General features: G+C 62.8%; 20 protein-coding genes and 2 tRNA genes. 13 read left to right on the top strand and 9 right to left on the bottom strand.

The window, feature by feature from the left end; genetic code table 11:
* Positions 1 to 14: 14 nt before the first annotated feature.
* From dhaL to NKI64_RS16285, 3 genes are all read right to left on the bottom strand, one after another.
* Positions 15 to 656, bottom strand: a complete 642-nt coding sequence (dhaL, locus tag NKI64_RS16295) for a dihydroxyacetone kinase subunit DhaL (protein ID WP_023706016.1) — start codon at positions 654 to 656, stop codon at positions 15 to 17.
* A 24-nt stretch (positions 657 to 680) separates the two neighbouring features.
* A complete protein-coding gene (locus NKI64_RS16290) occupies positions 681 to 1,688 on the bottom strand; it encodes a dihydroxyacetone kinase subunit DhaK (protein WP_023753374.1) in 1,008 nt (335 codons plus the stop codon).
* Between the two features lie 207 nt (positions 1,689 to 1,895).
* Positions 1,896 to 1,970, bottom strand: a tRNA-Asn gene (locus NKI64_RS16285).
* 231 nt (positions 1,971 to 2,201) lie between these two features.
* On the opposite strand from NKI64_RS16285, the gene NKI64_RS16280 reads away from it, so the two are divergent.
* From NKI64_RS16280 to NKI64_RS16265, 4 genes are all read left to right on the top strand, one after another.
* Complete coding sequence (locus NKI64_RS16280) at positions 2,202 to 2,462, top strand: PGPGW domain-containing protein (RefSeq protein ID WP_027050334.1); 261 nt, start codon at positions 2,202 to 2,204, stop codon at positions 2,460 to 2,462.
* Positions 2,463 to 2,795: 333 nt separating this feature from the next.
* Positions 2,796 to 2,869 (top strand) — tRNA-Cys (locus NKI64_RS16275).
* 108 nt (positions 2,870 to 2,977) lie between these two features.
* Entirely contained in the window at positions 2,978 to 3,652 is a 675-nt protein-coding gene (locus NKI64_RS16270) for a protein-L-isoaspartate O-methyltransferase family protein (RefSeq protein WP_023667707.1), read from the top strand.
* 185 nt (positions 3,653 to 3,837) lie between these two features.
* The gene (locus NKI64_RS16265) at positions 3,838 to 5,223 is read left to right on the top strand and encodes a TolC family outer membrane protein (protein WP_023691095.1); all 1,386 of its coding nucleotides are present in this window, start codon (positions 3,838 to 3,840) and stop codon (positions 5,221 to 5,223) included.
* A gap of 15 nt (positions 5,224 to 5,238) precedes the next feature.
* Here NKI64_RS16265 and NKI64_RS16260 read toward each other — a convergent pair whose 3' ends face one another.
* Entirely contained in the window at positions 5,239 to 5,613 is a 375-nt protein-coding gene (locus NKI64_RS16260; RefSeq protein WP_352668978.1) for a hypothetical protein, read from the bottom strand.
* Here NKI64_RS16260 and NKI64_RS16255 point away from each other — a divergent pair.
* Positions 5,555 to 6,436 carry a PopZ family protein gene (locus NKI64_RS16255; RefSeq protein ID WP_352668746.1) on the top strand — a complete coding sequence of 294 codons (882 nt, stop codon included), beginning with the start codon at positions 5,555 to 5,557 and terminating at the stop codon, positions 6,434 to 6,436. The genes NKI64_RS16260 and NKI64_RS16255 overlap by 59 nt on opposite strands.
* Before the next feature lie 267 nt (positions 6,437 to 6,703).
* Positions 6,704 to 9,487 carry a valine--tRNA ligase gene (locus NKI64_RS16250; protein ID WP_352668745.1) on the top strand — a complete coding sequence of 928 codons (2,784 nt, stop codon included), beginning with the start codon at positions 6,704 to 6,706 and terminating at the stop codon, positions 9,485 to 9,487.
* On the opposite strand, the gene NKI64_RS16245 is transcribed toward NKI64_RS16250, so the two are convergent.
* Positions 9,436 to 9,765 (bottom strand): hypothetical protein, encoded by a 330-nt coding sequence (locus NKI64_RS16245; protein ID WP_352668744.1) that lies wholly within the window; start codon positions 9,763 to 9,765, stop codon positions 9,436 to 9,438. The two genes, NKI64_RS16250 and NKI64_RS16245, sit on opposite strands and share 52 nt — an antisense overlap.
* An 81-nt stretch (positions 9,766 to 9,846) precedes the next feature.
* Between NKI64_RS16245 and NKI64_RS16240 the strand changes: the two genes are divergently transcribed.
* The 3 genes from NKI64_RS16240 (at position 9,847) to NKI64_RS16230 (ending at position 13,891) form a co-directional block, all read left to right on the top strand.
* Positions 9,847 to 11,067 carry an OmpP1/FadL family transporter gene (locus NKI64_RS16240; protein WP_352668741.1) on the top strand — a complete coding sequence of 407 codons (1,221 nt, stop codon included), beginning with the start codon at positions 9,847 to 9,849 and terminating at the stop codon, positions 11,065 to 11,067.
* A 288-nt stretch (positions 11,068 to 11,355) separates the two neighbouring features.
* The gene (gene ilvD / locus NKI64_RS16235) at positions 11,356 to 13,080 is read left to right on the top strand and encodes a dihydroxy-acid dehydratase (RefSeq protein ID WP_352668739.1); all 1,725 of its coding nucleotides are present in this window, start codon (positions 11,356 to 11,358) and stop codon (positions 13,078 to 13,080) included.
* On the top strand, positions 13,067 to 13,891 hold the full coding sequence (locus NKI64_RS16230) for a tetratricopeptide repeat protein (protein WP_023691100.1): 825 nt from the start codon (positions 13,067 to 13,069) through the stop codon (positions 13,889 to 13,891). Before ilvD ends, NKI64_RS16230 begins: the two co-directional genes overlap by 14 nt.
* Before the next feature lie 201 nt (positions 13,892 to 14,092).
* Here NKI64_RS16230 and NKI64_RS16225 read toward each other — a convergent pair whose 3' ends face one another.
* The 4 genes from NKI64_RS16225 to erpA all read right to left on the bottom strand — a co-directional run bounded on the left by NKI64_RS16225 (position 14,093) and on the right by erpA (position 16,011).
* Positions 14,093 to 14,347: a hypothetical protein gene (locus NKI64_RS16225; RefSeq protein ID WP_245260192.1), complete on the bottom strand. Its 255-nt coding sequence runs from the start codon at positions 14,345 to 14,347 to the stop codon at positions 14,093 to 14,095.
* 116 nt (positions 14,348 to 14,463) lie between these two features.
* The gene (gene xth / locus NKI64_RS16220) at positions 14,464 to 15,258 is read right to left on the bottom strand and encodes an exodeoxyribonuclease III (protein ID WP_023681659.1); all 795 of its coding nucleotides are present in this window, start codon (positions 15,256 to 15,258) and stop codon (positions 14,464 to 14,466) included.
* 8 nt (positions 15,259 to 15,266) lie between these two features.
* Positions 15,267 to 15,659, bottom strand: coding sequence for a VOC family protein (locus tag NKI64_RS16215; RefSeq protein ID WP_023691101.1), 393 nt, complete (start codon positions 15,657 to 15,659; stop codon positions 15,267 to 15,269).
* A 4-nt stretch (positions 15,660 to 15,663) separates the two neighbouring features.
* Positions 15,664 to 16,011 (bottom strand): iron-sulfur cluster insertion protein ErpA, encoded by a 348-nt coding sequence (erpA, locus tag NKI64_RS16210; RefSeq protein ID WP_027050337.1) that lies wholly within the window; start codon positions 16,009 to 16,011, stop codon positions 15,664 to 15,666.
* A gap of 76 nt (positions 16,012 to 16,087) precedes the next feature.
* On the opposite strand from erpA, the gene NKI64_RS16205 reads away from it, so the two are divergent.
* The 4 genes from NKI64_RS16205 to nagZ all read left to right on the top strand — a co-directional run bounded on the left by NKI64_RS16205 (position 16,088) and on the right by nagZ (position 23,825).
* The gene (locus tag NKI64_RS16205; protein WP_352668735.1) at positions 16,088 to 17,302 is read left to right on the top strand and encodes a deoxyguanosinetriphosphate triphosphohydrolase; all 1,215 of its coding nucleotides are present in this window, start codon (positions 16,088 to 16,090) and stop codon (positions 17,300 to 17,302) included.
* 62 nt (positions 17,303 to 17,364) lie between these two features.
* Positions 17,365 to 19,128 carry an arginine--tRNA ligase gene (gene argS, locus NKI64_RS16200; protein WP_352668733.1) on the top strand — a complete coding sequence of 588 codons (1,764 nt, stop codon included), beginning with the start codon at positions 17,365 to 17,367 and terminating at the stop codon, positions 19,126 to 19,128.
* Between the two features lie 103 nt (positions 19,129 to 19,231).
* Positions 19,232 to 22,672: an SPOR domain-containing protein gene (locus NKI64_RS16195; RefSeq protein WP_352668731.1), complete on the top strand. Its 3,441-nt coding sequence runs from the start codon at positions 19,232 to 19,234 to the stop codon at positions 22,670 to 22,672.
* A gap of 133 nt (positions 22,673 to 22,805) precedes the next feature.
* Complete coding sequence (gene nagZ / locus NKI64_RS16190) at positions 22,806 to 23,825, top strand: beta-N-acetylhexosaminidase (protein WP_352668729.1); 1,020 nt, start codon at positions 22,806 to 22,808, stop codon at positions 23,823 to 23,825.
* The last annotated feature ends 133 nt before the right edge of the window (positions 23,826 to 23,958 follow it).

Below are 23,958 nucleotides of genomic sequence, written 5' to 3'. Positions count from 1 at the left end.
GATCCGCTCCCGACCTAGCCGGTCAAGGCGATCCGCATCGCCTCGATGACGGTTACGGCGGACGCCGCGCCTGGATCCATATGGCCAAGCGAGCGTTCGCCGAGGCGGGAGGCCCGGCCCTTGGTGGCGATCATCGCCTTGGTCGCCTCCGCGCCGGCCTTTGCCGCCTCGGCTGCAGCCGCGAGGCTGCCGGCCAGCCCCTTGCCGGCGGCCAGTGCCTCGCCCGCAGCCGTCGCGGCCGGCGCCCACGCATCGATCATCGTCTTTTCGCCAGGCTCGGCCTTGCCGCGATCCTGAATGCCTCTGGCCATCGCTTGGAACATAGCGACCGCGTCGGCGTCGTCGAGCGTCGCCTTGCCCTTGACGGCGGCCGCGCCGCGCATGAATGCCGTGGCATAGAGCGGGCCCGAGGAGGCGCCGACGGCGTTGAGGAACGACTTCGCCGCCGTGTTCAGCAAGATGGTCGGATCGGTGGTGCCGGTATCCAATGCGGCCACCGCATCGCGTGCCGCGGAAAATCCAAGCTCCATCGCAATGCCGTGGTCGGCATCGCCGATCACCCCGTCAAGCGCGCACAACCGATCCCGGTCGGCTGACATAGCGTCGGCGATGGCCGCGAACATCGCGGCAAGGCGGGTGGTGTCGATTGTCGTCATCTGTTGTTCCTTGCCGTCCCCAGTTTACCCGGCGCGAAACATGGCGCAGTCGCAAGGGTGGTCGAGCATCGTTTGCAACTCGTCGTCGAGGTGGTGCAGCGTGATCGAAGCGCCGGCCATTTCGAGCGAGGTGCAGTAATTGCCGACCCAGCTTGCGTGAATGGATACACCGATATCGTCAAGCCGCTGCTTCACGCGCCGGTTCATGATGTAGAGTTCCATCAGCGGTGTCGAACCCAGCGAATTGACCAGCACGGCGACCTTCTCGCCGCGTGCCGGCGGCATCTCGGCGAGAATCCTGTCCAGCATTTCGTCAGTGATCTCGTCGGCCGTTTTGAGTTTTCCGCGTGCGACGCCGGGTTCGCCATGGATGCCCATGCCGATCTCCATCTCGTCGGGTCCGATTTCGAAATTCGGCCGGCGGGTTTGCGGCAACGAACAGGGCGCCAATGCGACGCCCATGGTAAAGGTGTGGTCGTTGGCTTTCCCGGCAATGCGTTCGCATTCATCGAAAGACAACATGCGGTCGCAGGCGGCGCCTGCCGCCTTGAAGATGAAGAAGTTCCCTGCGACACCGCGCCGCTTGTGCCTGTCGCCAACCGGCGCGGAAGCGACGTCGTCGGTGCTCAGCACCGTGCGCACCTCGATGTCGTCCATCGCGGCCATCTCGGCCGCCATGTCGAAATTCATGACGTCGCCGGCATAGTTGCCGTACATGAACAGCACACCGGCGCCGCCGCTCGCCGCCTTGGCGCATTCGAGGATCGGGTCGGGCGGCGGAGAGGCGAAGACATTGCCGATCGCCGCCGCGTCGGCCAGCCCCTTGCCGACGAAGCCGAGAAAACTCGGCTCGTGGCCCGAGCCGCCACCAATGACGAGGCCTACCTTGCCTTGGCGCGGTCCATCGCGGGCGATGATCGAGCGCGGGCTTCCGTCAACGGCTTTGAGATGGCGGGGATGCGCAGCCAGGATGCCTTCCAGCATCTCGTCGACGGCGCGATTGCCGTCATTGATGATCTTCTTGGTTTGCACCAACGTCCTCCCGATTTGGTATTTTCATAGATGATACCGGGCGTTATCAGGCTGCCTTCGGGCGAGGGCAGGGGCGCGATGCCCACCAAACTGCCTCGATCGGCTTCGTAGCTGTTACCAGCCGTTCTGGCAGAAGCTAAGCGGACCGAAGTGCGCGGACAATGGCGCTGTAGTGTACAAGATCGCACCACGGCTTAGAAAAGGCGGTGGCTCCCCGGGCCGGATTCGAACCAGCGACCAACCGGTTAACAGCCGGTTGCTCTACCACTGAGCTACCGGGGAATAGAGGCTCTCATGTGAGTGGCGCAGCCTATAGCAAACCCTTTTCGGCTTTGCAAAGAAGCATTTCGCATTTTTTAGCGCATTTTCACCCAATGGTTTCTGGCAATCGCCGGATGACACCACATATGAGCCGTCTTGGGCGCCGTCGGACCTTGGTCGGCGGAACCTGAAAGGCGATTGCAGCCTTTAGCGCATATGGCTTTATCGAAGGCAACCGGATCGACTTTCGACATGACTGCAGCAGACGAAAACCAGGCACCGGCGCGGAAAATCTCGGTGTTCGGGCGCGAGTTCACCATGCCGCGCTCGCGCGGGCTGAGGATCGCCATCGGTATCGTGCTGGTGTTTTTCGGCCTTCTCGGTTTCCTGCCGATTCTCGGCTTCTGGATGATTCCGCTCGGCCTTTTGGTGCTTTCCTACGAATTTGCCGCGGTGCGCCGCCTGCGGCGCCGGTTCGTCGTCTGGTGGGAACGGCGTCGCCGGCCAAATTGAAAGCGATGGCGCGCGGTCCCGGTTCAGCGGACGCTTCGCTTCCAGCCCCTCGCAGACCTTCCCTCGAATATCTCCTTGAGAACGGCAGCCCTGGTGTCAGCCGCGCGTTTACGGTGGAAGCCAGTTTGCACCCGCTGCATAAAGCCGCGGGTTCGATTTTCGCCGGTCGCGCAGCCATGCTTGAGGAGCGGCCAATATGCCGGTGCGCCAAGCGCTGAAACCGCTCGGGAACCACGTTGCGGCGGCTGATGAGGAAAGCGCGCCGGAATGCCGCGCGGACGCTTGACGACCTTTCGCTGCCACCATATTGAGTTCGCTCGCCGGGAGCGATGAGGCCTCGTGGCGGAGTGGTTACGCAGAGGACTGCAAATCCTTGCACCCCGGTTCGATTCCGGGCGAGGCCTCCAATCGCTTCAACTCCCGCATGCCGGGGGCTTGAGTTCCGGTCGAATGCGCCGCAGTGTCGGCGCGACAAGCGCATTTCAGCGCATTGGCTTTGACGGATTGGTTGGGACATGAGCGCTGATTTCTCCGAACTTCGCGTCAAGATGGTCGACGGCCAGGTCCGCACCACCGATGTGACCGACGCAGCATTGCTCGATGCCATGCTTGCCGTGCCGCGCGAGGCCTTTGTCGGGGCCGGCCAACAGGCTCTCGCCTATATCGACGAGGATATCCGCATCTCCGACGGCGCCGATGGCAGCGGTGCGCGCTACCTCATGGAGCCGTCGCCACTGGCCAAGCTTTTGCAGTTGGCCGAGATCGACGCCGGCGATTCGGTGCTCGATGTCGGCTGCGGCACCGGTTATTCCGCGGCGCTGCTGTCCAGGCTGGCCAAATCCGTCGTGGCGCTGGAAAGCGATACCACACTGGCGGAAGCAGCCAAAGCGGCGCTTTCGGCGCAGGGCTGCGATAACGTCACCGTGGTCACCGGCCCACTGCCGCAAGGTCATGCCGCCAAGGCGCCCTACAATGTGATTCTCATTGGCGGCAGCGTCGAGAAAGTGCCTGCGGCGCTGCTTGACCAGCTTGCCGAAGGCGGCCGTCTGGTGGCTGTGGAAGGGCAGGGCAATGCGGGCGTAGCCCGGCTCTTTTTCAATGCAGGGGGGGTTGTAACCGGAAGACGGGCATTTAATGCGGCAATTAAGCCACTACCCGGATTTGAACGCATTCATGCCTTCGAGTTCTAAGTGATTTTGCCTTGCAGCAAAGACTCTGTCATGTTGGCTTGCGATTGAACAATCGTTGCTGATTGGTTAACCGGGGTTTCGGGAGGCTGTCAGCGGGGGAACGATACATCGACGCGGCGCTGGCCGATCCCTAGGGATGGGCTGGCGTGGCGTGGTTCCCGTGCAAAACGAATGAGGGATATAAAGTGCCGTCCTTAGCCAAGAGTCTGTTTGTTACTGTCCTCATTTCCGCGACAGCGCTTTCGCCGATAGCCGCCTCGGCGGAAACCATTCTCGGCGCGCTTTCCAAGGCCTACCAGAACAATTCCTCGCTGAATTCGGCCCGTGCCGGCGTGCGCGTCACCGATGAGGGCGTGGCGATCGCCAAGTCGGGCTATCGCCCGGTGATCACTGGTTCGGCTGATATCGATTACACCTCCAGGCACCTAAACGGCAGGAACGCGAGCCTGGCATTGACCACCGGCAGCTTCGGCGTTCGGATTGATCAGACGCTGTTCGACGGCTTCCAGACCAAGAACAGGGTCGCGTCGGCCGCTGCACAGGTGAGGGCCTCGGTCGAGGGCCTGCGCAACACCGAAGAGAACACGCTGTTCAACGCGGCGAGCGCCTATATGGACGTGATTCGCGACCGCCAGGTGGCGGTGCTGACCGAACAGAACCTGCAGTTTCTGACCGAGCAAGCGCGCGCGGCGCGCTCGCGCTTCGAGGTCGGCGAGGGCACGCGCACCGATGTGGCGCAGGCCGACGCGTCGCGTTCGGCCGCGGTGGCGCAGTTGAGTGCCGCCCGTGCGCAGGCTCTGGCCAGTGCGGCAACCTATCATCAGATCGTCGGCGACGAGCCGGGCAAGCTCAAGGCCGCGTCGCCGTTGGCGAAGCTGTTGCCGAGGAGTCTCGAGGCGGCGATCGGCATTGCATCGAACGAGCATCCGGCCATCCTGGCCGCCCTACATTCCGTCGATGCAGCCGGATTTGATGTAAAGACGCAGGAGGGTGCGTTGCTGCCGCAGTTGACTGCCAGTGCCGGCCTTTCCCATGTCTATCAAAATACCGTACCTGGCGCGGGGGATTCGGACGGCGATTCCAATGCCGCCACCGTCGGCGCGACGCTGACCGTTCCGATCTATTCGGGCGGCCGTACCTCCGCACTCGTTCGTCAGTCGAAGGAATCGCTCAGCCAGGCTCGCATCGAGGTGGATGTCAGCCGTGACTCGGTGCGCCAGGCCGTGACCTCGGCATGGACGCAATACATCGCAGCGCGTGAAAGCGTCGACGCTAATCGGCAGGTGATCGCGGCCGCACAGTTGGCGCTCAACGGCGTCATCGAGGAGCGCAATGTCGGACAGCGCACCACGCTCGACGTGTTGAATGCCCAGAACGCCGTCATCTCGGCAAAGATCGACCTCGCCAGCTCCGAGCGCGATGTGGTTGTAGCGAGCTACGCCATCCTGTCGGCCATGGGCCGCCTGTCGGCCGATCGCCTGGCGTTGAATGTGGTGAAGTACAAGCCTGAAGAGCACTACAGAGCCGTCAAGGACAAATGGATCGGGCTGCGTACGCCGGACGGTCGTTGATCGCGACTGAGCGGTTCAAATCCCGCCAAGATTGAAAGTATCGTAGCGCCGCGCTTCCCCAAGGATGCGCGGCGTTTGTCTTTTGTAGCCTAAATTGTTGAAATCCGGCGTCTTCCGAGATTGGGGATTCTCGGATGGCGATCCGTCGGCTACGCTGTCGCCATGATTCGTATCCGGCTTTGCCGGACAGGAATCCAGGAACGGGTCACTACAGCGCCACGCGTCCGATGGATGCGCAAAGGAGGCTGTAGAACTTTGATTTTGCGCTTGATCCTCTTCGAAAATCGAAGATCGATTTTCGGGATCATGCGCGGGGGCGGCGGGTGTGACGATGGCGACGGCAAGCAGCGCACAGCGCGAACCTTCCATGGAAGAAATACTGGCTTCCATCAGGAGGATCATCGAAGACGGCGACACCGGCCGCAAGCTGCCGGGCGACGCCGATGAGTTGCGCCAGGACCTTGTGCCGGCCGCCGGGCCTGTTTCGGATGTCGAGGCCTTCCGCAGCGAATTGTACAGCTCGACCGAAAGCAAGAAGCCGGTGACGCTGGCCGAGGTGCAGGCCCAACTGGCCGAGCCGGTGGTTGCGCGGCTGGAGCCGCGCTCCGAGCCGTCGCCAGTGAAGCCTGCCATTGCGGCAAATGCCACGACCGCCGCGCCACCCGCGCATGCTCCGATGACATTGGCGGAAGTAAGCGCCAGGATAGCCAGTGAACCTGCCCCCGCCGTCGAGGCAGAAGCTGCAGTGCGGGCAAAGACGGAAACCACCGACTCGATCGTCACGGATTGGCGCCGCGAAATCGCGGCCGTTGGCAATCAGGCAAAACCGGCTGACACAGTACGGCGGCCCGAGATCAGGCAGCCGGAGACTGAAAATCGGCAGGCAGCAATCGCGGAGGTCGAGGCTTTCGAAGACGATCTCGCTGCCGAGCCGGCTTTCGAGCCTCGTCCTTCGCGCAGCGAGCACGCGCGCCCGGCCGATACAACCCCGGCCCGTCCGGCGATCGTTTCGGAACATACGGGACGGCAGGTCGCAGCCGCCTTCGGCGAGCTCTCCGACGCCTTCGCCAGCCGCAGCAAGAAGACCTTCGACGAGATGGCCGAGGAGATGCTGCGGCCGATGCTGCAGGACTGGCTGGACAACAACCTGCCGACGCTGGTCGAGCGCCTGGTACGCGAAGAAATCGAGCGCGTCGCGCGCGGCGCGCAATAGGCATCACCACAGCCCGTTCCGGATTAAAGCGCCGCCTTCGGGCGGCGCTTTCTCGCTGCAGGCCAGCGTCCGGCTGATGTCGCGAATGCGATCAGCTTCCCGTCGGGATCGCTGACGATGAAGGTGCGGGCATGGCCTTCCCGTTGAAATACCAGGGCCCCGCCTATTTGCGTTGAAGGACTGAGGCAGCCCTCGCGGTTGACTTGGCCAAAACCTTCCGATTTACACCGGGTCAGCAAAACTCCCGACCGCGCGGACCACTTTCCCATGCTTGAAAAGACCTACGACGCCAAGACCGTCGAACCCAAGATCGCCAAAATCTGGGAAGAGGCGGACGCATTTCGCGCCGGCGCAGGTGCGGAAGAGGGGGCCGAGGCCTTTACCATCGTCATCCCGCCGCCCAACGTCACCGGCTCGCTGCATATGGGCCACGCACTCAACAACACGCTGCAGGATATACTCGTGCGCTTTGAGCGCATGCGCGGCAAGAACGTGCTGTGGCAGCCGGGCATGGACCATGCCGGCATCGCCACGCAGATGGTGGTCGAGCGCCAGCTGATGGAGAAACAGATCCATCGCCGCGATCTCACCCGCGAGGAGTTCATCGAGAAGGTCTGGGAGTGGAAGGCCGAGTCCGGCGGGGCCATCTTCAACCAGCTGAAGCGGCTCGGCGCCTCGGCCGACTGGTCGCGTGAACGTTTTACCATGGATGAAGGCCTGTCCAAGGCCGTGCTCGAAGTATTCGTCAGCCTCTACAAGGAAGGGCTGATCTACAAGGACAAGCGCCTTGTGAACTGGGACCCGAAGCTGTTGACGGCGATCTCCGACCTGGAGGTCGAGCCCCAGGAGATCAACGGCAATCTCTGGCACTTCCGCTATCCGATCGAAGGCGAGACTTTCGATCCGGAAAATTCGGCGACCTTCATTACCGTGGCGACGACACGGCCCGAGACGATGCTTGGCGATACGGCGGTCGCCGTGCACCCGGACGACGAGCGCTACCGGCATCTGGTCGGGAAAAATGTCGTGCTGCCGATCGTCGGCCGGAAAATCCCGGTTGTGGCTGACGAGTATTCCGACCCGGAAAAGGGTTCCGGCGCGGTCAAGATCACGCCGGCGCACGACTTCAACGATTTCGAGGTCGGCAAGCGCCACAAGCTGCCGGCGATCAACATCCTGACCATCGAGGCGGCAATAACGCTCAGGGATAATGAGGATTTTCTCGCCGGGCTCGACGTGACGCCGGAGCGTCAGGCCGTCTGGGACGAGCTCGACGGTCTCGACCGTTTCGTCGCGCGCAAGAAAATCGTCGAGCTGATGGAGACCGGCGGCTTCCTCGACAAGATCGAGCCGCACCGCCACGCCGTGCCGCATGGCGACCGCGGCGGCGTGCCGATCGAGCCGTTTCTGACCGAGCAGTGGTATGCAAACGCCGCCGAGCTGGCCAAGCCGGCGATCGCATCGGTGCGTGAAGGCCGTACCAACTTCGTGCCGAAGAACTGGGAAAAGACCTATTTCGACTGGATGGAGAACATTCAGCCCTGGTGTATTTCACGCCAGCTATGGTGGGGTCACCAGATCCCGGCCTGGTACGGGCCGGACGGCCGGGTCTTCGTCGAGAAGACCGAGGAAGAGGCGCTGGGCGCCGCGATCGAATATTATCTGGCGCTGGAAGGTCCATGGAAGGCCTGGGTCGAGGACAAGCTCGAGACCTTCAAGCCGGGCGAGATCCTGACCCGCGACGAGGACGTGCTCGACACCTGGTTCTCGTCGGCGCTTTGGCCGTTCTCGACACTGGGCTGGCCGGATCACACGCCGGAGCTGAAAACCTATTACCAGACCGACGTGCTGGTGACCGGTTTCGACATCATCTTCTTCTGGGTCGCCCGGATGATGATGATGGGCCTGCATTTCATGCACGAGGAGCCGTTCCACACCGTCTATGTGCATGCGCTGGTGCGCGACAAGAACGGGCAGAAGATGTCGAAGTCGAAAGGCAACGTCATCGATCCGCTCGACCTCATCGACGAGTTTGGTGCTGACGCACTGCGCTTCACGCTGACGGTGATGGCGGCGCAGGGGCGCGACGTGAAGCTCGATCCGGCGCGCATCGCCGGCTACCGCAATTTCGGTACCAAGCTGTGGAACGCGACACGCTTTGCCGAGATGAACGAGGTCGCGCGCAATGATGATTTCTGGCTGAACGACGCCAAGTTGCCGGTCAACCGCTGGATCCTGACCGAATTGACCCGGGCGTCGCACGCGATCACCGAGGGCATCACCTCATACCGCTTCAACGAGGCGGCAGGGGCTGCCTACCGCTTCGTCTGGAACCTGTTTTGCGACTGGTATCTCGAACTGCTCAAGCCGGTGTTCATGGGCACTGACGAGGCGGCCAAAGCCGAAAGCCGCGCCTGCGTCGCCTTCGTGCTCGACGAGATCTACAAGCTGCTTCACCCCATGATGCCGTTCATGACGGAGGAGCTGTGGGCGCAGACGGCAGGTGAGGGCAGGACGCGCGCAACGCTGCTGTGCCACGCCGCCTGGCCGTCGCCCGACTTCGAGGACGCCGATGCAGCCGCCGACATCAATTGGCTGGTCGATCTGGTCTCCGGTATTCGCTCCGTGCGCTCTGAAATGAACGTGCCGCCGGCGGCGATCGCGCCGCTGGTGGTGGTCGGCGCCAGCGCCGAGACTCACCAGAGGCTGGAACGCCATGCGTCCGCCATCAAGCGGCTGGCGCGGGTAGGCGACATCTCGCTGCAGGACGCCGCACCCAAGGGCTCGGCCCAGATCGTGCTCAACGAGGCGACGATCTGCCTGCCGCTCGGCAGCCTGATCGATCTGTCCGCCGAGGCGGCGCGGCTGCAGAAGGAACTGGCCAAGGTGACCGAGGAAATCGCGCGGCTGCACAAGAAGCTGTCGAACGAACGGTTCGTCGCCAGCGCGCCGGAAGAGATCGTCGCGGCCGAGCGCGAAAAACTCGCGGAATACCGTGATCAGCAGGAGAAGCTTTCGGTGGCGTTGACCCGGGTGCGCGACGCCGGCTGAGCGCCGGATTCGCGAGACGCTTGCAGCGCTTCGCGAAGGTTCTTTTGCTCGAAAAATAGGCATTCCGTAACGTTAATATTGACGTAAACGGAAAGTTTCAGCCCCATTGTTGCCATAATGTAACAATGGGGCCGAATGCCGGCAAAATAGCCGGTCTTGGTGCCGTTTTGAGCGACTTTTTCTGATTTTTTCCCCAGTGTGCCGCTCAAATGGTCATTTTCGGACCGGCCGGCCAGGGCGGCCACTGTGTTCGAAATGCGGTCCGCAAGAGTGTACATGTACGCTATTTGAATTCATTGTTGCGCCGTTAACCCGAATTGGTTCTAGCTTGACGCACTAGTATTTCGGGGAGGACATCCATGAACAATTTGCGTTTGAAAACACTGCTGGGGGCGGGGTGTTTTTCGCTGGGCCTGATCGGTTCCGTTCATGCCGGCGGCCTGGAGCGCGGCGGCTACGATATCGATCTGCTGTTCGATGCCTCGCCGTTCGCGACGGAAGCCGAAGCGACTTATGTGATGCCGGATCGCAAGTACAAGAATGCCCTCGGTCCAGCGAAGCAAGACCTTGGCCTGGGCACTTCGGCCGATGGTGCCGAGGGCTATTGGGTGCCGCGTATCGGAATGAAAGTTCAGGTTGTGCAAGGTGTCGACTGCATGGTCGACTATTCGCAGCCTTGGGGTGCCCACACTGCGCCGGGTGCCGCTTGGAACGGTGCGTTTTCTAATACAGAAACCGATATCAAGAGCAACAACTACGCCGGCACCTGCTCATACAAGTTTGATGCCGGTAAGGGTCAGCTCCGTTTTATCGGTGGCGTGTTCTATCAGGATATCTCGGGCTTCAAGGAAAGCCTAGTGAACCTCCTTCCGGCGTTGACAGGTCGTGTCGACCTGGAGACCAGCGGTTGGGGCTGGCGCGCTGGCGTTGCTTACGAAATCCCCGACATCGCGCTGCGCGCGAGTCTGGTCTACAATTCACAGGTTAAGCTCGACAATATCTCTGGCTCGCTGACTTTGCCGGATGGCTTGGGAGGGACCATCGTCAGGCCCATCTACGGCTCCACGCAGTACATGCCTGATTCCTTGGAGTTGAAATTGCAGTCGGGTATCGCTCCAGGCTGGCTAGCCTTCGGTTCGATCAAGTGGGTGAACTGGAGTGTGCTGCAAAGTGTTCCAATCTGCCCGACCGGCCTCGCTCCCCCAGCGGTGTGTTTCACGAACGGTCCGGGTCAAGTGACGTCGCTCGATCTGATGTATCGTGATGGCTGGACTGTTTCGGGCGGTATTGGTCACAAGTTCAACGATCAGTGGAGTGCTGCCGGTCAGCTAGCTTGGGATAGGGGAACTTCGCATGGCTACGGTGCGCAGACCGACACTTGGACGTTGGGTGGCGGCGTCGCCTATACACCGACCCCAAACGTTGAAGTTCGCTTGGGCGGTGCGGTCGGCGTGCTGACCAGCGGCCATTCCGGCACATTGGCCGGAGAGAATGGTTATGTTGCTGGCGAAGACTCCAGCTATGATTTCGGCAACGATCTGGTCACAGCTATTTCTGGTGGCGTTAAAATTAAGTTCTAAGTCTTTGGAAATAAAAACAAAAGGCCGGGTAGCGCTCGGCCTTTTTGTTGCGCGGTTAGCGTCAGATCGGATCGGCAAGGGCCTGCGTTGCAAATCCGCCGCACAACTTTGGCCTCTCGCGATTGTGACGTTTTGGCAACAGTTCCCGACCAACCCCCGCACTACGGTCCCGCTCGACCAAATTGCCCATTTCCCGCCATAAACCCGGCGCACCTCGAATTTGTCTCGGGACACGCGCCAGAAGGCTCGGCGATGAGGCAGGCCGCACCGCCCGCGGCAAGGAAGAGTATGGACGCCAAAGTCATTTCCAAGGCCAAGCTGCCTAGCCGCCATGTGACCGTTGGTCCGGCGCGTGCGCCGCATCGTTCGTATCTCTATGCGATGGGGTTGTCGGCAGCCGAGATCGCGCAGCCGCTGGTCGGCGTTGCTTCCTGCTGGAATGAGGCGGCACCTTGCAACATCTCGCTGATGCGCCAGGCGCAAGTGGTCAAGAAAGGCGTCGCGGCCGCCAACGGCACGCCGCGCGAATTCTGCACCATCACCGTCACCGACGGTATCGCCATGGGCCATCAGGGCATGAAGTCGTCGCTGGTGTCGCGCGATGTCATTGCCGACTCGGTCGAACTCACCATGCGCGGCCATTGCTACGATGCGCTGGTCGGCCTTGCCGGCTGCGACAAGTCGCTGCCCGGCATGATGATGGCCATGGTGCGGCTCAACGTGCCTTCGATCTTCATCTATGGCGGCTCGATTCTGCCCGGCAGCTATCGCGGCCGCCAGATCACCGTGCAGGATGTGTTCGAGGCTGTGGGACAGCACTCGGTCGGCGCGATCAGCGACGCTGAACTGCTTGAAATCGAGCAAGTCGCCTGTCCGTCGGCCGGCTCCTGCGGCGCCCAGTTCACCGCCAACACCATGGCCACCGTCGCCGAAGCGATCGGCCTGGCGCTGCCCTATTCTTGCGGCGCGCCGGCGCCCTACGAGATGCGCGACCGCTTCAATTTCGCCTCCGGCGAAAAGATCATGGAGTTGATCGCCAAGAACATCCGGCCGCGCGACATCGTCACGCTGAAGGCGCTGGAGAATGCGGCGACCGTGGTTTCGGCCACCGGCGGCTCGACCAATGCGGCTTTGCACCTGCCGGCGATCGCGCATGAGGCAGGCATCAAGTTCGACCTGTTCGACGTTGCCGCGATTTTCGAGAAGACGCCCTACATCGCCGACCTCAAGCCGGGCGGCAAATATGTCGCCAAGGACATGTTCGAGGCCGGCGGCATTCCGCTGTTGATGAAGACGCTGCTCGACCACGGCTATCTCCATGGCGACTGCATGACCGTGACTGGCCGTACTTTGGCCGAAAACATGGAGCATGTTGCCTGGAATGATAGCCAGGATGTGGTCCGTCCCGCCAACCGACCAATCACCCAAACCGGCGGTGTCGTGGGCTTGAAGGGCAACCTTGCCCCCGAAGGCGCGATCGTGAAGGTCGCGGGCATGACGGAGCTGAAATTCTCAGGTCCGGCACGCTGTTTCGATTCGGAAGAGGAATGTTTCGAGGCGGTCACGCACCGCAACTACCGGGAAGGCGAGGTTCTCGTCATCCGCTACGAAGGTCCGCGCGGCGGTCCGGGCATGCGCGAGATGCTGTCGACGACGGCGGCGCTCTACGGCCAGGGCATGGGCGGCAAGGTGGCCCTCATCACCGACGGCCGTTTTTCGGGCGCGACACGCGGGTTCTGCATCGGCCATGTCGGGCCCGAAGCAGCCGTGGGCGGCCCGATCGGGCTCTTGAAAGACGGCGACGTGATCTCGATCGACGCGACCAAAGGCACGATCGAGGTCGACCTGTCCGAGGCTGAACTGGCAACGAGGGCGAAGGCCTGGAAGGCGCGCACGACCGACTACCAGTCGGGCGCGATCTGGAAATATGCACAGACGGTAGGGCCTGCCCGCGACGGCGCGGTCACCCATCCCGGCGGTGCCAAAGAAACACATTGCTATGCGGATATCTGAGTTGTTGAGGTCGTCTGTCCTTCCGGCACTGGTCGCTGTTGCGATCTTTGGCGCCGTGAGCCAGGCCATGGCCTTCGACGACAAGGTGTTCGACGACAAGACCGGCGTGAAGCCGCAATCGAGCCCGTGGGCCGTGTTCCAGTTCGGCTTCTCCGCTTACAAGAGCGGCCACAAGGAACAGGCGGTCGAGGCCTATAAATACGCCGCCGAAAACGGCCAGATCGGCGCCACCTGGAAGCTCGCCCGCATGTATGCCGAAGGCGACGGCGTGACGCGCGACGACTACGCGGCGTTCAAATTCTTCTCCGAGATCGTCGATCAGGATGTCGAGCCGGGTTCGCCGGAGGAAAGCTATGTCTCCGACGCGCTGGTGGCGCTGGGCGACTATCTCCGGACAGGCATCCCCGGCAGCCCGGTCGAGGAAAACGAGGTCGCGGCGCAGGAATATTACATGCGTGCGGCCGCCAATTACCGCAACCCGAACGCCCAGTTCGAGATGGGCCAGATGTTTTTGAAGGGCGAGGGCGGCGTCAAGGCCAGCGTCAAGCAGGCCGGCCGCTGGTTCCAGCTCGCCGCCGAAAAAGGCCATGCCGGCGCCCAGGCGACGCTTGGCAATCTTCTGTTCCAGAGCGGCAAGATCGTGCGCGGGCTGGCCATGATGACCGCCGCGCTCGAACGCGCCTCGCCGAGCGACCAGCCGTGGATCCGCGGCATGCAGGAAGAGGCATTTGCCGCCGCCGGCGAAGCCGACCGTCGCACTGCCATTTCGCTTGCCGACGACATCCTGACCAAGGGCGGCGGCGACCAGTGAAATTGCCAATCTCCCCCCTTGAGGGGGAGATGCCCGGCAGGACAGAGGGGGGCGCTGTCCCGCTGGCATTTCAGTTGACTAAAGTTTGCCCGGGTTGGACTGAGAGGGTGAGCTTGTTTGACCGAAAGGTCGCGTTTCTTCGCGCCCCCCTCTGGCTTGCCGGCCATCTCCCCCTCAAGGGGGGAGATTAGCTCACATCCATCAGTTCTCGGTGAGTTCCGCCGGCGCCGCTCTGTGTACCGGCATCGAGATCGGCGTGACGTGCAGATGCGGCTTCATCGTGCTGTCGGGGCAGCTGTCGCCGATCTTGGTCCATGAGGTGTTGTTGAGCACCAGGTCGCAGCGGGCCATATGGCTCTTGTCTGAAACCGTCAGGCAGGTGACCTGGCCGACCTGGTAGGACTTGCCATTGGCCAGGCACTGCTGGTCGGCAAGTGCCGCTGCAGGGGAGGCCATGGCAAATGCCAGGCCGATCGGGCAAAGGAGGAATCGTAGTGCCATGGAACCCCAGCCGCGATGCTGATCTCTGACTGAATGGCGCGATTGTGGCGATATCAGGGTTTCGGCTGATATCAGGCCGGCAGCAGCGCCAGATCGATCGCCACCGGCACATGATCGGAAGGCTTTTCCCAGGCGCGCACATGCTTTTCGATCGAGGCCGAGGAAAAGCGGTTGGCCGCTTCGGGCGACAACAGCAGATGGTCGATGCGGATGCCGTTGTTCTTCTGCCAGGCGCCGGCCTGGTAGTCCCAGAAGGTGTAGACGTCGGCCGCATCGGTGACGGCGCGCACCGCCTCGGTAAAGCCGAGATTCTTCAGTCGCCGGAAGGCTTGCCGGGTCTGCGGCTGGAACAGCGCATCGCCAAGCCAGTTCTCGGGGAAGCGCGCATCGATCGGCTCGGGGATGACATTGTAGTCGCCGGCCAGCACCAGCGCCTCCTCCAGAAGCAGCCGCTGCTCGGCCCAGCGATGCAGCCGCTCCATCCAGGCCAGCTTGTAGGGAAATTTCTTCTCGTCATCGATGGGATTGCCGTTGGGCAGATAGAGCGAGGCGACGCGCAGCGCGCCCTGGTCGGTCGAGAACACGCCCTCGATGAAGCGCGCCTGCTCGTCGGTGTCATCACCGGGCAGGCCCCTGATAACCTCGTCGAAGGGAAGCTTCGACAGCAGGGCGACGCCGTTAAAGCCCTTCTGGCCATGGGTTTCCACGTTGTAGCCAAGCGCCTCGATCTCGGCGCGCGGGAACTGCTCGTCGACCGACTTGATCTCCTGCAGGCAGACGATGTCGGGCTGGCTTTCGCTCAGCCAGTGGGTGAGGTTGCCGATGCGGGCGCGAATGCCGTTTATGTTCCAGGTGACGATTTTCATGGGCGGCCTCAGGGATGTTCGGGCGAAAGACGTTCTACAAGCCCGATCGTATTGCCTGCCGGGTCCTTTAGAAAGGCCATCCACTCGCTTTCCCCCGCCGTTCCGAACGTGCCTTCGGTGTCGTTGTGGACGAGCGCCGGCGGTGCGGTGAAGGGAACGCCGGACGCTTTCGCCTCGGCGTGGAAGGCTTCGAGCCCGGCTATATCGAGATAGACGGTGCCGGCCGGAACGCCATCGGTGAACAGCAACCTGATATCACCGGCCATGATGAAGGCGATGCCCGGCGGATCGTAGCGGGCGTGAACGTTGAGGCCGAGCACATCGCGCCAGAAGGCCAGCGTCACGTCGAGATCGCGCCCGGCCGACAGTGCGACCTGACGGACCGCGCCGACGCCGGACATCTGCCTAGATGGAGAAACTGGTGCCGCAGCCGCAGGAGGCGACTGCATTGGGGTTGCGGATCTGGAACGATTGGCCCATCAGATCGTCGACGAAGTCGATCACGGAGCCGCCCATATAGACCAGCGACAAATCGTCGATCAGCACGGTGGCGCCGTCCTTTTCGATGGCGACGTCGTCGTCGTTGCGCGTATCGACCAGGTCGAACTTGTAGGAAAAGCCGGAGCAGCCGCCGCCCTCTACGGAGACGCGCAGCGCCGTCTTGCCGGCCTCGCCAGAGACGATTTTCGCGATCCGCCTGGCGGCGGACTCGGTCATCTCGACTTTCATGGCAGTCTTGGCATCAGCGCCCATGGGCGTCACCTTGCTTTCGGTTTCACATGATAGGTATGAAGCGGGAAGGGGCAAGTCAACTGCGGCGGCATCAGCCATGACAAATGAGCTTGGCGACATTGGGTTCGGCTATCGGCCGCGCGCGGCCTATGCCAGCGACCCAGCCAGGTCGCGCGGGCGGCTCTATGACGAGGTCGAGAGCCCGACTCGCACGCCATTCCAGCGCGACCGCGACCGTATCATTCATTCGACTGCCTTCCGCCGCCTGAAGCACAAGACGCAGGTGTTCGTCGCCCATGAAGGCGACCACTATCGCACCCGGCTGACGCATTCGATCGAGGTGGCGCAGATTGCGCGGGCTCTGGCGCGAGCGCTGCGCGGCGACGAGGATCTGGCCGAGGCGGTCGCCTTGGTGCACGATTTCGGTCACACGCCGTTCGGCCATACCGGCGAGGACGCGCTGAACGAGCGGATGGCCCAATGGGGCGGCTTCGACCACAATGCGCAGTCGCTGCGCGTGGTGACGCGGCTGGAGCGGCGCTATGCCGAGTTCGACGGGCTAAACCTGACCTGGGAAACGCTGGAAGGGCTGGTCAAGCACAATGGGCCGCTGACAGATGCCAAGGGAAAAGGGCTCAAAGGCCCGGTGCCGCAGGCGATCCGCGGCTATTCCGAGCTGCACGACCTCGAACTCGACCATTTCGCCGGCATCGAGGCGCAATGTGCTGCGATCGCCGACGATATCGCCTACAACACCCATGACATCGACGACGGCCTGCGCTCCGGCTTCCTGACCTTGGACATGCTGGAAACGGTGGCGCTGCCGGGATCGATCCTGGCAAGCGTGCGCGCGCGCTATCCGGGCCTGGACGATGTGCGCACCGGCCATGAGCTGATGCGCCGGCAGATCACGATGATGGTCGAGGACGTCATTGTTTCCACCACCGCCAATCTGGAGCGCATCAAGCCTGACAGCGCCGAAGCGGTGCGGGCGGCGGGCGAGACGATGGTGACCTTTTCCGCAGACATGGCGGCGACCGAGAAGGATTTGAAGACCTTTCTTTACAAGCATCTCTACCGGCATGACGAGGTGATGCGCGTTCGCACTGAGGCCGAGCAGATCGTGCGCGACCTGTTCGATGTCTATTTCGCCGATCCGCGCGCCATGCCGGACGGCTGGCGGGAGGGGCTCGACCGGGCGGAGGACCGCATCAAGGCGCGCAGCGTCGCCGATTTCCTGGCGGGGATGACGGATACCTACGCCTTGAAGGAACACCGCCGTCTGTTTGACCATACGCCCGATTTAAGCTAGGGCGGGCGCGATTTGCCGGCCAATGAGCCGGTTCCCCTGCACAGTCCGCCAGAGCAAGACCCATGAACATCTTCGCCGATTTCAGCGCGCGAATCACAAAAGCCGTCGAAGCGCTTGATTTGAAAGACAGTAATGGCGTTTCGCCCGACCTGTCGCGCATCGCCGTCGAGCCGCCGCGCGACGCCAGCCATGGCGATCTCGCCACCAATGCGGCGATGGTACTGGCCAAGCCGACAGGGCACAACCCGCGGGCGCTGGCCGAGCGGCTGGTGGAAGTGCTGCGCAGCGACGCCGATGTTGCCGAAGCCGACGTCGCCGGTCCCGGCTTCGTCAATCTCCGGCTCAAGGACGCTTTCTGGCAGGCACATCTGACCGCGGTGCTCGGCGAGGCGCAAAACTACGGCCGCTCGACCATTGGTGGCGGCAAGAAGACCAATGTCGAATATGTCTCGGCCAATCCGACCGGGCCGATGCATGTCGGCCATTGCCGGGGCGCGGTTGTCGGCGACACGCTCGCCAATCTGATGGCCTTCGCCGGCTATGACGTCACCAAGGAATACATCATCAACGACGCCGGCGCGCAGATCGACGTGCTCGGGCGTTCGGCCTTCCTGCGCTACCGCGAAGCGCTGGGCGACGACATTGGCGAGATACCGGCCGGCCTCTATCCCGGCGATTACCTTGTGCCGGTCGGTCAGGCGCTGGCTGTCGAATTTGGCCGCAAGCTCTTGCAGATGCCCGACGATGAGTCGCTGGCAATCGTCAAGGACCGCACGATCGACGCCATGATGGTGATGATCCGCGAGGATCTGGCGTTGCTCAATGTGCATCACGACGTTTTCTTCTCCGAGCGCACGCTGCATGCCGACAATGCCAAAAAAATCCGCTCGGCGATCAACGATCTGACGCTGAAAGGCCATATCTACAAGGGCAAGCTACCGCCGCCCAAGGGCGAGAAGCCGGACGACTGGGAAGACCGCGAGCAGACGCTGTTTCGCTCGACGGCGGTCGGCGACGACATGGACCGGGCGCTGGTCAAGTCCGACGGCTCGTTCACCTATTTCGCCGCCGACGTCGCCTATCTCAAGGACAAGGTCGACCGCGGTTTCGTCGGCCTGATCTATGTGCTGGGCGCCGACCATGGCGGCTACGTCAAGCGGCTGGAAGCGCTGGCGCGGGCGATTGCAGGCGATGATCTGAAGCTGCAACTCACGGTGCTGCTGTGCAATCTGGTGAAGCTGTTTCGCGATGGCGAACCGGTTCGGATGTCGAAGCGGTCGGGCGACTTCGTGACCTTGCGCGAAGCGGTGGAGGAGGTGGGCCGCGATGCGATCCGCTTCATGATGCTCTACCGCAAGAGCGACGCGCCGCTCGACTTCGATTTCGCCAAGGTCACCGAACAGTCCAAGGACAATCCCGTGTTCTACGTGCAGTACGCTTCCGCGCGCTGTCATTCGGTGTTCCGGCAGGCGAGCGAGCAACTGGGCGAGGCCAATTTCGACCGCAACAGCCTGGCCGCGGCCTCGGCGTCGCTCACCGATGAGGGCGAGATCGGCCTGATCCGGAAGCTGGCTGAATATCCCCGGCTGGTCGAATCCGCGGCCCTTGCGCTGGAGCCGCACCGGCTGGCATTCTACCTCTACGATCTGGCTTCCAGCTTCCATGGACACTGGAATCGGGGCACCGAGAATGCCGACTTACGTTTTGTTAAGGTTAACGACCGACAATTGACTCATGCCAGACTAGGGCTGGTGCAGGCTGTTTCGGATGTTTTGACCTCCGGCCTGACGCTGATTGGGGCTGATGCGCCCACTGAGATGCGTTAGGTTTAACTAAAACACCTGTCACCATTTGCCCACATTGCGCTGGTAAGGGCCAACCCTACGCGACGTCCATGGCGTCCGAATGAGTGCGAGTTCGGGAACAATAATGGCAGACAGAACCCAGCTGAGAGTAGCCGACAACAACGACATCGCCGAAGATGATCCGTTCGCTGAACTGACCAGGATCATGGGTTTCGATCCGCGCCAGCCGGTCAAGCCGCAGGCGCCAGCCGTCGAGACGGCTGCGGACGAGGGCGATTTCGACATCGACCTCGAGAAGGAGTTGATGGGCGAATTCGGCGATGAAGTCGGTTCCATGGAGGCCAGCCAGCCAGCTCCCGAGGTTCACCAGCCTGCCGCTGAGCCCTACGAACCTGCTGCCGAGATTCGCGAGCCGGCTTTCGAAACCACCGATGCCGCGATGGACGATGCGCTGGCTGCTTCGCTGGAATATGATTTCGTCTTCGACGATGCCGCCGATCTGGATTTCGGCGCTGCCCCGCAGGCTGCGGCTGCTCCCGTTGAACCCTCGTTTGCCGAACCTTCGTTTGCCGAGCCCGCATTCGACGAAGCTGCATTCGACGATGATTTCGACAATGCTGTCGCCAGCTCGCTGGAAAACGTATCGCCGCTCGAAGACGACCTGCCGATGGATGACGACCTTGCCGCTTCGCTCGAGCAGGGGTTGCTGCTCGATGACGGCGCGACCGTCGCCCATGCCGCAGATGTCGCGCAGGTTGCTGCTGCGCCTGCCGACGATCTCGCGTTCGACGATGATTTCGACAATGCCGTCTCGATGTCGCTGGAAGACGAGCTGACGCTGGACGGTCCTGCGCCGGCGCAGGACCAGTATGCCGCGCCAGTAGCCGAGGCGCCGATCCATACCTTCGACGCCGCCGGCGCCGCCGACCACGCTGTTGCCGACGAGGATTTTGCGGTTCATTTCGATGACGCGATGGCCGATGTCGATATGGACTTTGCAGCTCAGGATTTTGCAGCCCAGGATTTTGCAGCCGAGCATTTCGAGCCTCAGGCTTTCGAGGCTCAGCCTGTTGAGGCCGAGGATCCGGAAGAGCGCGATCTGGATGTCAGCGATCTGCAGGTCAGCGCGCCGGTTGAGATGGATGCGCCGGAAGTGGACGAGACGCCGGCCTGGACCGTGGAGGCCAGCCCCTCTCATGAGACTGCGCACGAAGCATTCGACGATTTCGATCTGAGCATCGACGATGCGGTTGCCGATCACGAGCTGGCGGCCGAGATCGCACCCACTCCGGTTCAGCCAACTCCGGTCGCACCAGCCTATGTGGCGCCTACCAATATGGCGACCCCGGCCGCTCCGGTCGCTGACGAACGGACGTTGGAGGATGAACTCAACGCGTTGCTTGGCGCCATGACCACACCACGCCCGGCGCCAGTCGCCCCGATTCCGGTGGTCACCGAGCCCACCAGGGCTGCCGCCATCGAGCCCACCAGGACTTATGAGCCGGTTGCCCCGGTGCAGCGGTCCGTCGCAACGCCGGTCGCTCCGGTCGATAATCTCGACTGGGACCTGGACGAACACGCGCCGGCTCCTCAGGAGGCCCAGGCGGACGATGCCGATTTCGACGATCTGCTTGCCGGCGAACTTGAAGGCCATGTGCCCGAGATCGAGTTCGATGATCACGCCTTCGACGCGGCGCTGGCCAAGGGCATCGATCTCGGTCATGACGATACGGCAGCACCGGTCGCTGGCGATTGGCGCTCGACGCCGCCGGAGCCGGCGCGTTCGTGGAGCCGCGTGACTCCCACCCCGGCCCAGCCTTCCTTTGCAGCGCAGCCGCAACCTTCTTTTGCAGCGCAGCCGCAAGCTTCTTTTGCAGAAAAGCCGTCCATGCCGCCGGCGGCAGCGCCAAGCTATCGCGACCAGCCGGTTGCCGCTGCTGCCTATGTGGCGCCGACGCCATCGCGCCAGGCGCCGCCTCAGGCCTATGTCGAGATGCCGGATGTCGAGACGGTCGATGTGCCGGAGCGTGTGGTGGCGATTGCCGACGACCTCGACATTCCAGAACTCAGCTTCGAGCAAGACGAGCCGGCCGCCTATGACGACATCGACGCCGAATTCGCCGGCATGCTCAACGAGATGAACGCGGTGGAAGTGGCGCCGCCCACTGCCGCACGCAGTGCCGGCTATGATGACGATTCCTACAGTTCCGGCTTCGGTTCGGGCCACGAGCTCGACCAGCGCGCCTATGCGGCGCGGCCAGCCGAAGTGCTTGCAGCCACGCAAGCTCACCACGCCGATGCCGCCGGCGGCTTCGACATGGACGATCTGCCCGGCAGCCAGCCGGTTTCGCAGGCCGACGATTTCGCGGTCGACGAACTCGACTACGATCCGGATCTGGACGAGGCAATGGCGGTGCCGGGCCTCGCCGAGCAGGAAGCCGCACGGCCGCGCAGGAGCGGCCTGCTGGTCGCGGGGGTCGTTGCTGCGGTTGCGATTGCCGGCGGCCTTGGCGCCTTCGCCTTGTCGTTCGGCGGCAAGGGCGGCAGCGATGCGCCGGTCATTGTCAAAGCCGACAACAGGCCGATCAAGGTCAAGCCCGAAAATCCGGGCGGCGCCGTGGTGCCGAACCAGGACAACAAGGTTTATGATGCGGTCGCCAAGGGCACCAAGCCGGCCGAGCCGGTTCAGGAGAAGCTGGTCACCAACACCGAAGAGCCGGTCGATGTGAAGGCGCAGGAGCCTGAAAGCCGCGTCGTCGATCTGTCGCCCGACGATACTGCCCCAGGCCCGGACGCTGCCGGCAACCCCGAAGCTGCCGTCAACCCCGACGCTGCCGGCAACCCCGACGCGGCTGTCGCGCCGGCGCCAAAATCCGAGGACCGCATTGCGCAGGTGCTGCAGGAAGCCGAGAAGAACCCCGATACGGTCGCCGTTGCCCCGCGCAAGGTGCGGACCATGGTGGTCAAGCCCGACGGCTCGTTGGTGGCACGCGAGGACTCGACGCCGGCCGCGCCGCAGGTTGCGGCGACTGAGCCGCTTGACCCGGCGCCGCAGCACGTCGCCCCTTCGGCCGATGCCGAGCAGACCGGCACCGTGGCGCCTGCCGATCAGGCAAATAGCGACCAGGCAAGTGCCGAGACCGCCAAGCCGGTCAAGCCGGTGAAGCCGGCGGCCACGCCGAAGGCTGAGACCCAGTCCGCCAACACGCCGCAGACGGTTGCCGTGGCGCCGCAGCGCCCGTCCGACCAGCCGGTCGACGTGGTCGGCGAGGTCAAGCCCGACCAGGTTGCCTCCATTCCGGCGACGGCTTCGACATCGGGCGGTTCGTGGTCGATGCAGATCGCTTCGCAGCCGACGGTCGAAAGCGCCCAGGCCAACTACGCCGACCTGCAGCGCCGCTATGGAAATGTGCTCGCCGGTCGCACCGCCAACATCGTCAAGGCGGAGATCGCCGGCAAGGGCACCTTCTACCGTGTCCGGGTGCCTGCGCAATCGCGCAACGATGCGATCAATCTGTGCACCAGCTACAAGGCTGCCGGAGGCAACTGCTTCGTGTCGCGGTAAAAAGCTGATCCAATCATCAAGGCCGGCGCGATCCTGGATCGCGCCGGCCTTTTTCATGTGGATGGGCGAAAGGTCCAGGCGCTTGCCGTCCGGGGTGATTCCCTTTGGAGGCGCGAAGCCCTAAACTGGTGGAATGACCGAATCAAAATCCATGATCCTCGGCTGTGCCGGGAAATCGCTGACCCGCGAAGAAATCCGTTTCTATCGCAATGAATGCCCGTGGGGCTTCATCCTGTTTGCGCGCAACATCGGCGAGACCGAGCAGATCCGCGATCTGGTCGCCGAAATGCGCGACTGTATCGGGCGACCCGATGCGCTGGTGTTCATCGACCAGGAAGGCGGAAGGGTGCAGCGGCTGCGGCCGCCGCTGGCGCCGAACTATCCCGCCGGCGGCGCGCTCGGCGAATTGTGGCGCAAGGACCATGATGCCGGCACCAGGGCTGCCTGGCTGATGGCGCGGCTGCACGCCTTCGACCTGTTGCGCTACGGTATCTCTGCCGATTGCCTGCCGGTGCTGGACGTGCCGATCGAGGGCGCCAGCGACGTCATCGGCGCGCGCGCCTATGGCAAGGAGCCGCGCCCGGTCATCGAACTCGGCCGCGCGGCGGCGGAAGGGCTGATGTCGGGCGGCGTGCTGCCGGTCATGAAGCACATTCCGGGCCATGGACGCGCCTTTGCCGACACGCACTTCGAACTGCCTGTGGTCGATGCCTCCCTGAGCGACCTGCAGCGGCATGATTTCGCCCCTTTCCGCGAGCTTAGCCATCTGCCGATGGCGATGACGGCGCATGTCGTCTACAGCGCCATCGATCCGAACAACCCAGCGACCACCTCAGGCATGGTCATCGACGAGATCATCCGCCGCGAGATCGGCTTCGACGGGCTGTTGATGAGCGATGACACCTCGATGAAGGCACTTTCTGGGGATTTCCCGACAAAGGCGGCCTCGATCCTTGCGGCGGGCTGCGATCTGGTCCTTCACTGCAATGGCGTTTTCGAGGAGATGGCGGGCATCGCATCGCGAACCACGGGACTTGAAGGGACGTCGCTGGAGCGCGCCAAGCGGGCGCTGACCTATATAAGGGATCGCGACCGGGCCGACGAAACCGAGATACGCGCCGAGTTTGCCACCTATTTCGATGCGGTGGCCTAGAGACGGATGATTTCAGGTCTGTTCGACCTGAAATCTGAATCCGTCTCTAAATTAGACAGAGAGAGCATGATGTCGTCCGAAAACCGCTTCACACTTTTCGGCATCATGCTCTAACCAGAGGTAAAGGAACAAG

This window comes from Mesorhizobium sp. M0478 (assembly GCF_040321305.1).
In the GTDB taxonomy this organism is placed as follows: domain Bacteria; phylum Pseudomonadota; class Alphaproteobacteria; order Rhizobiales; family Rhizobiaceae; genus Mesorhizobium.
Note: the sequence above shows the minus strand (reverse complement) of the source record. Positions and strands in the feature narration are given on the sequence as shown.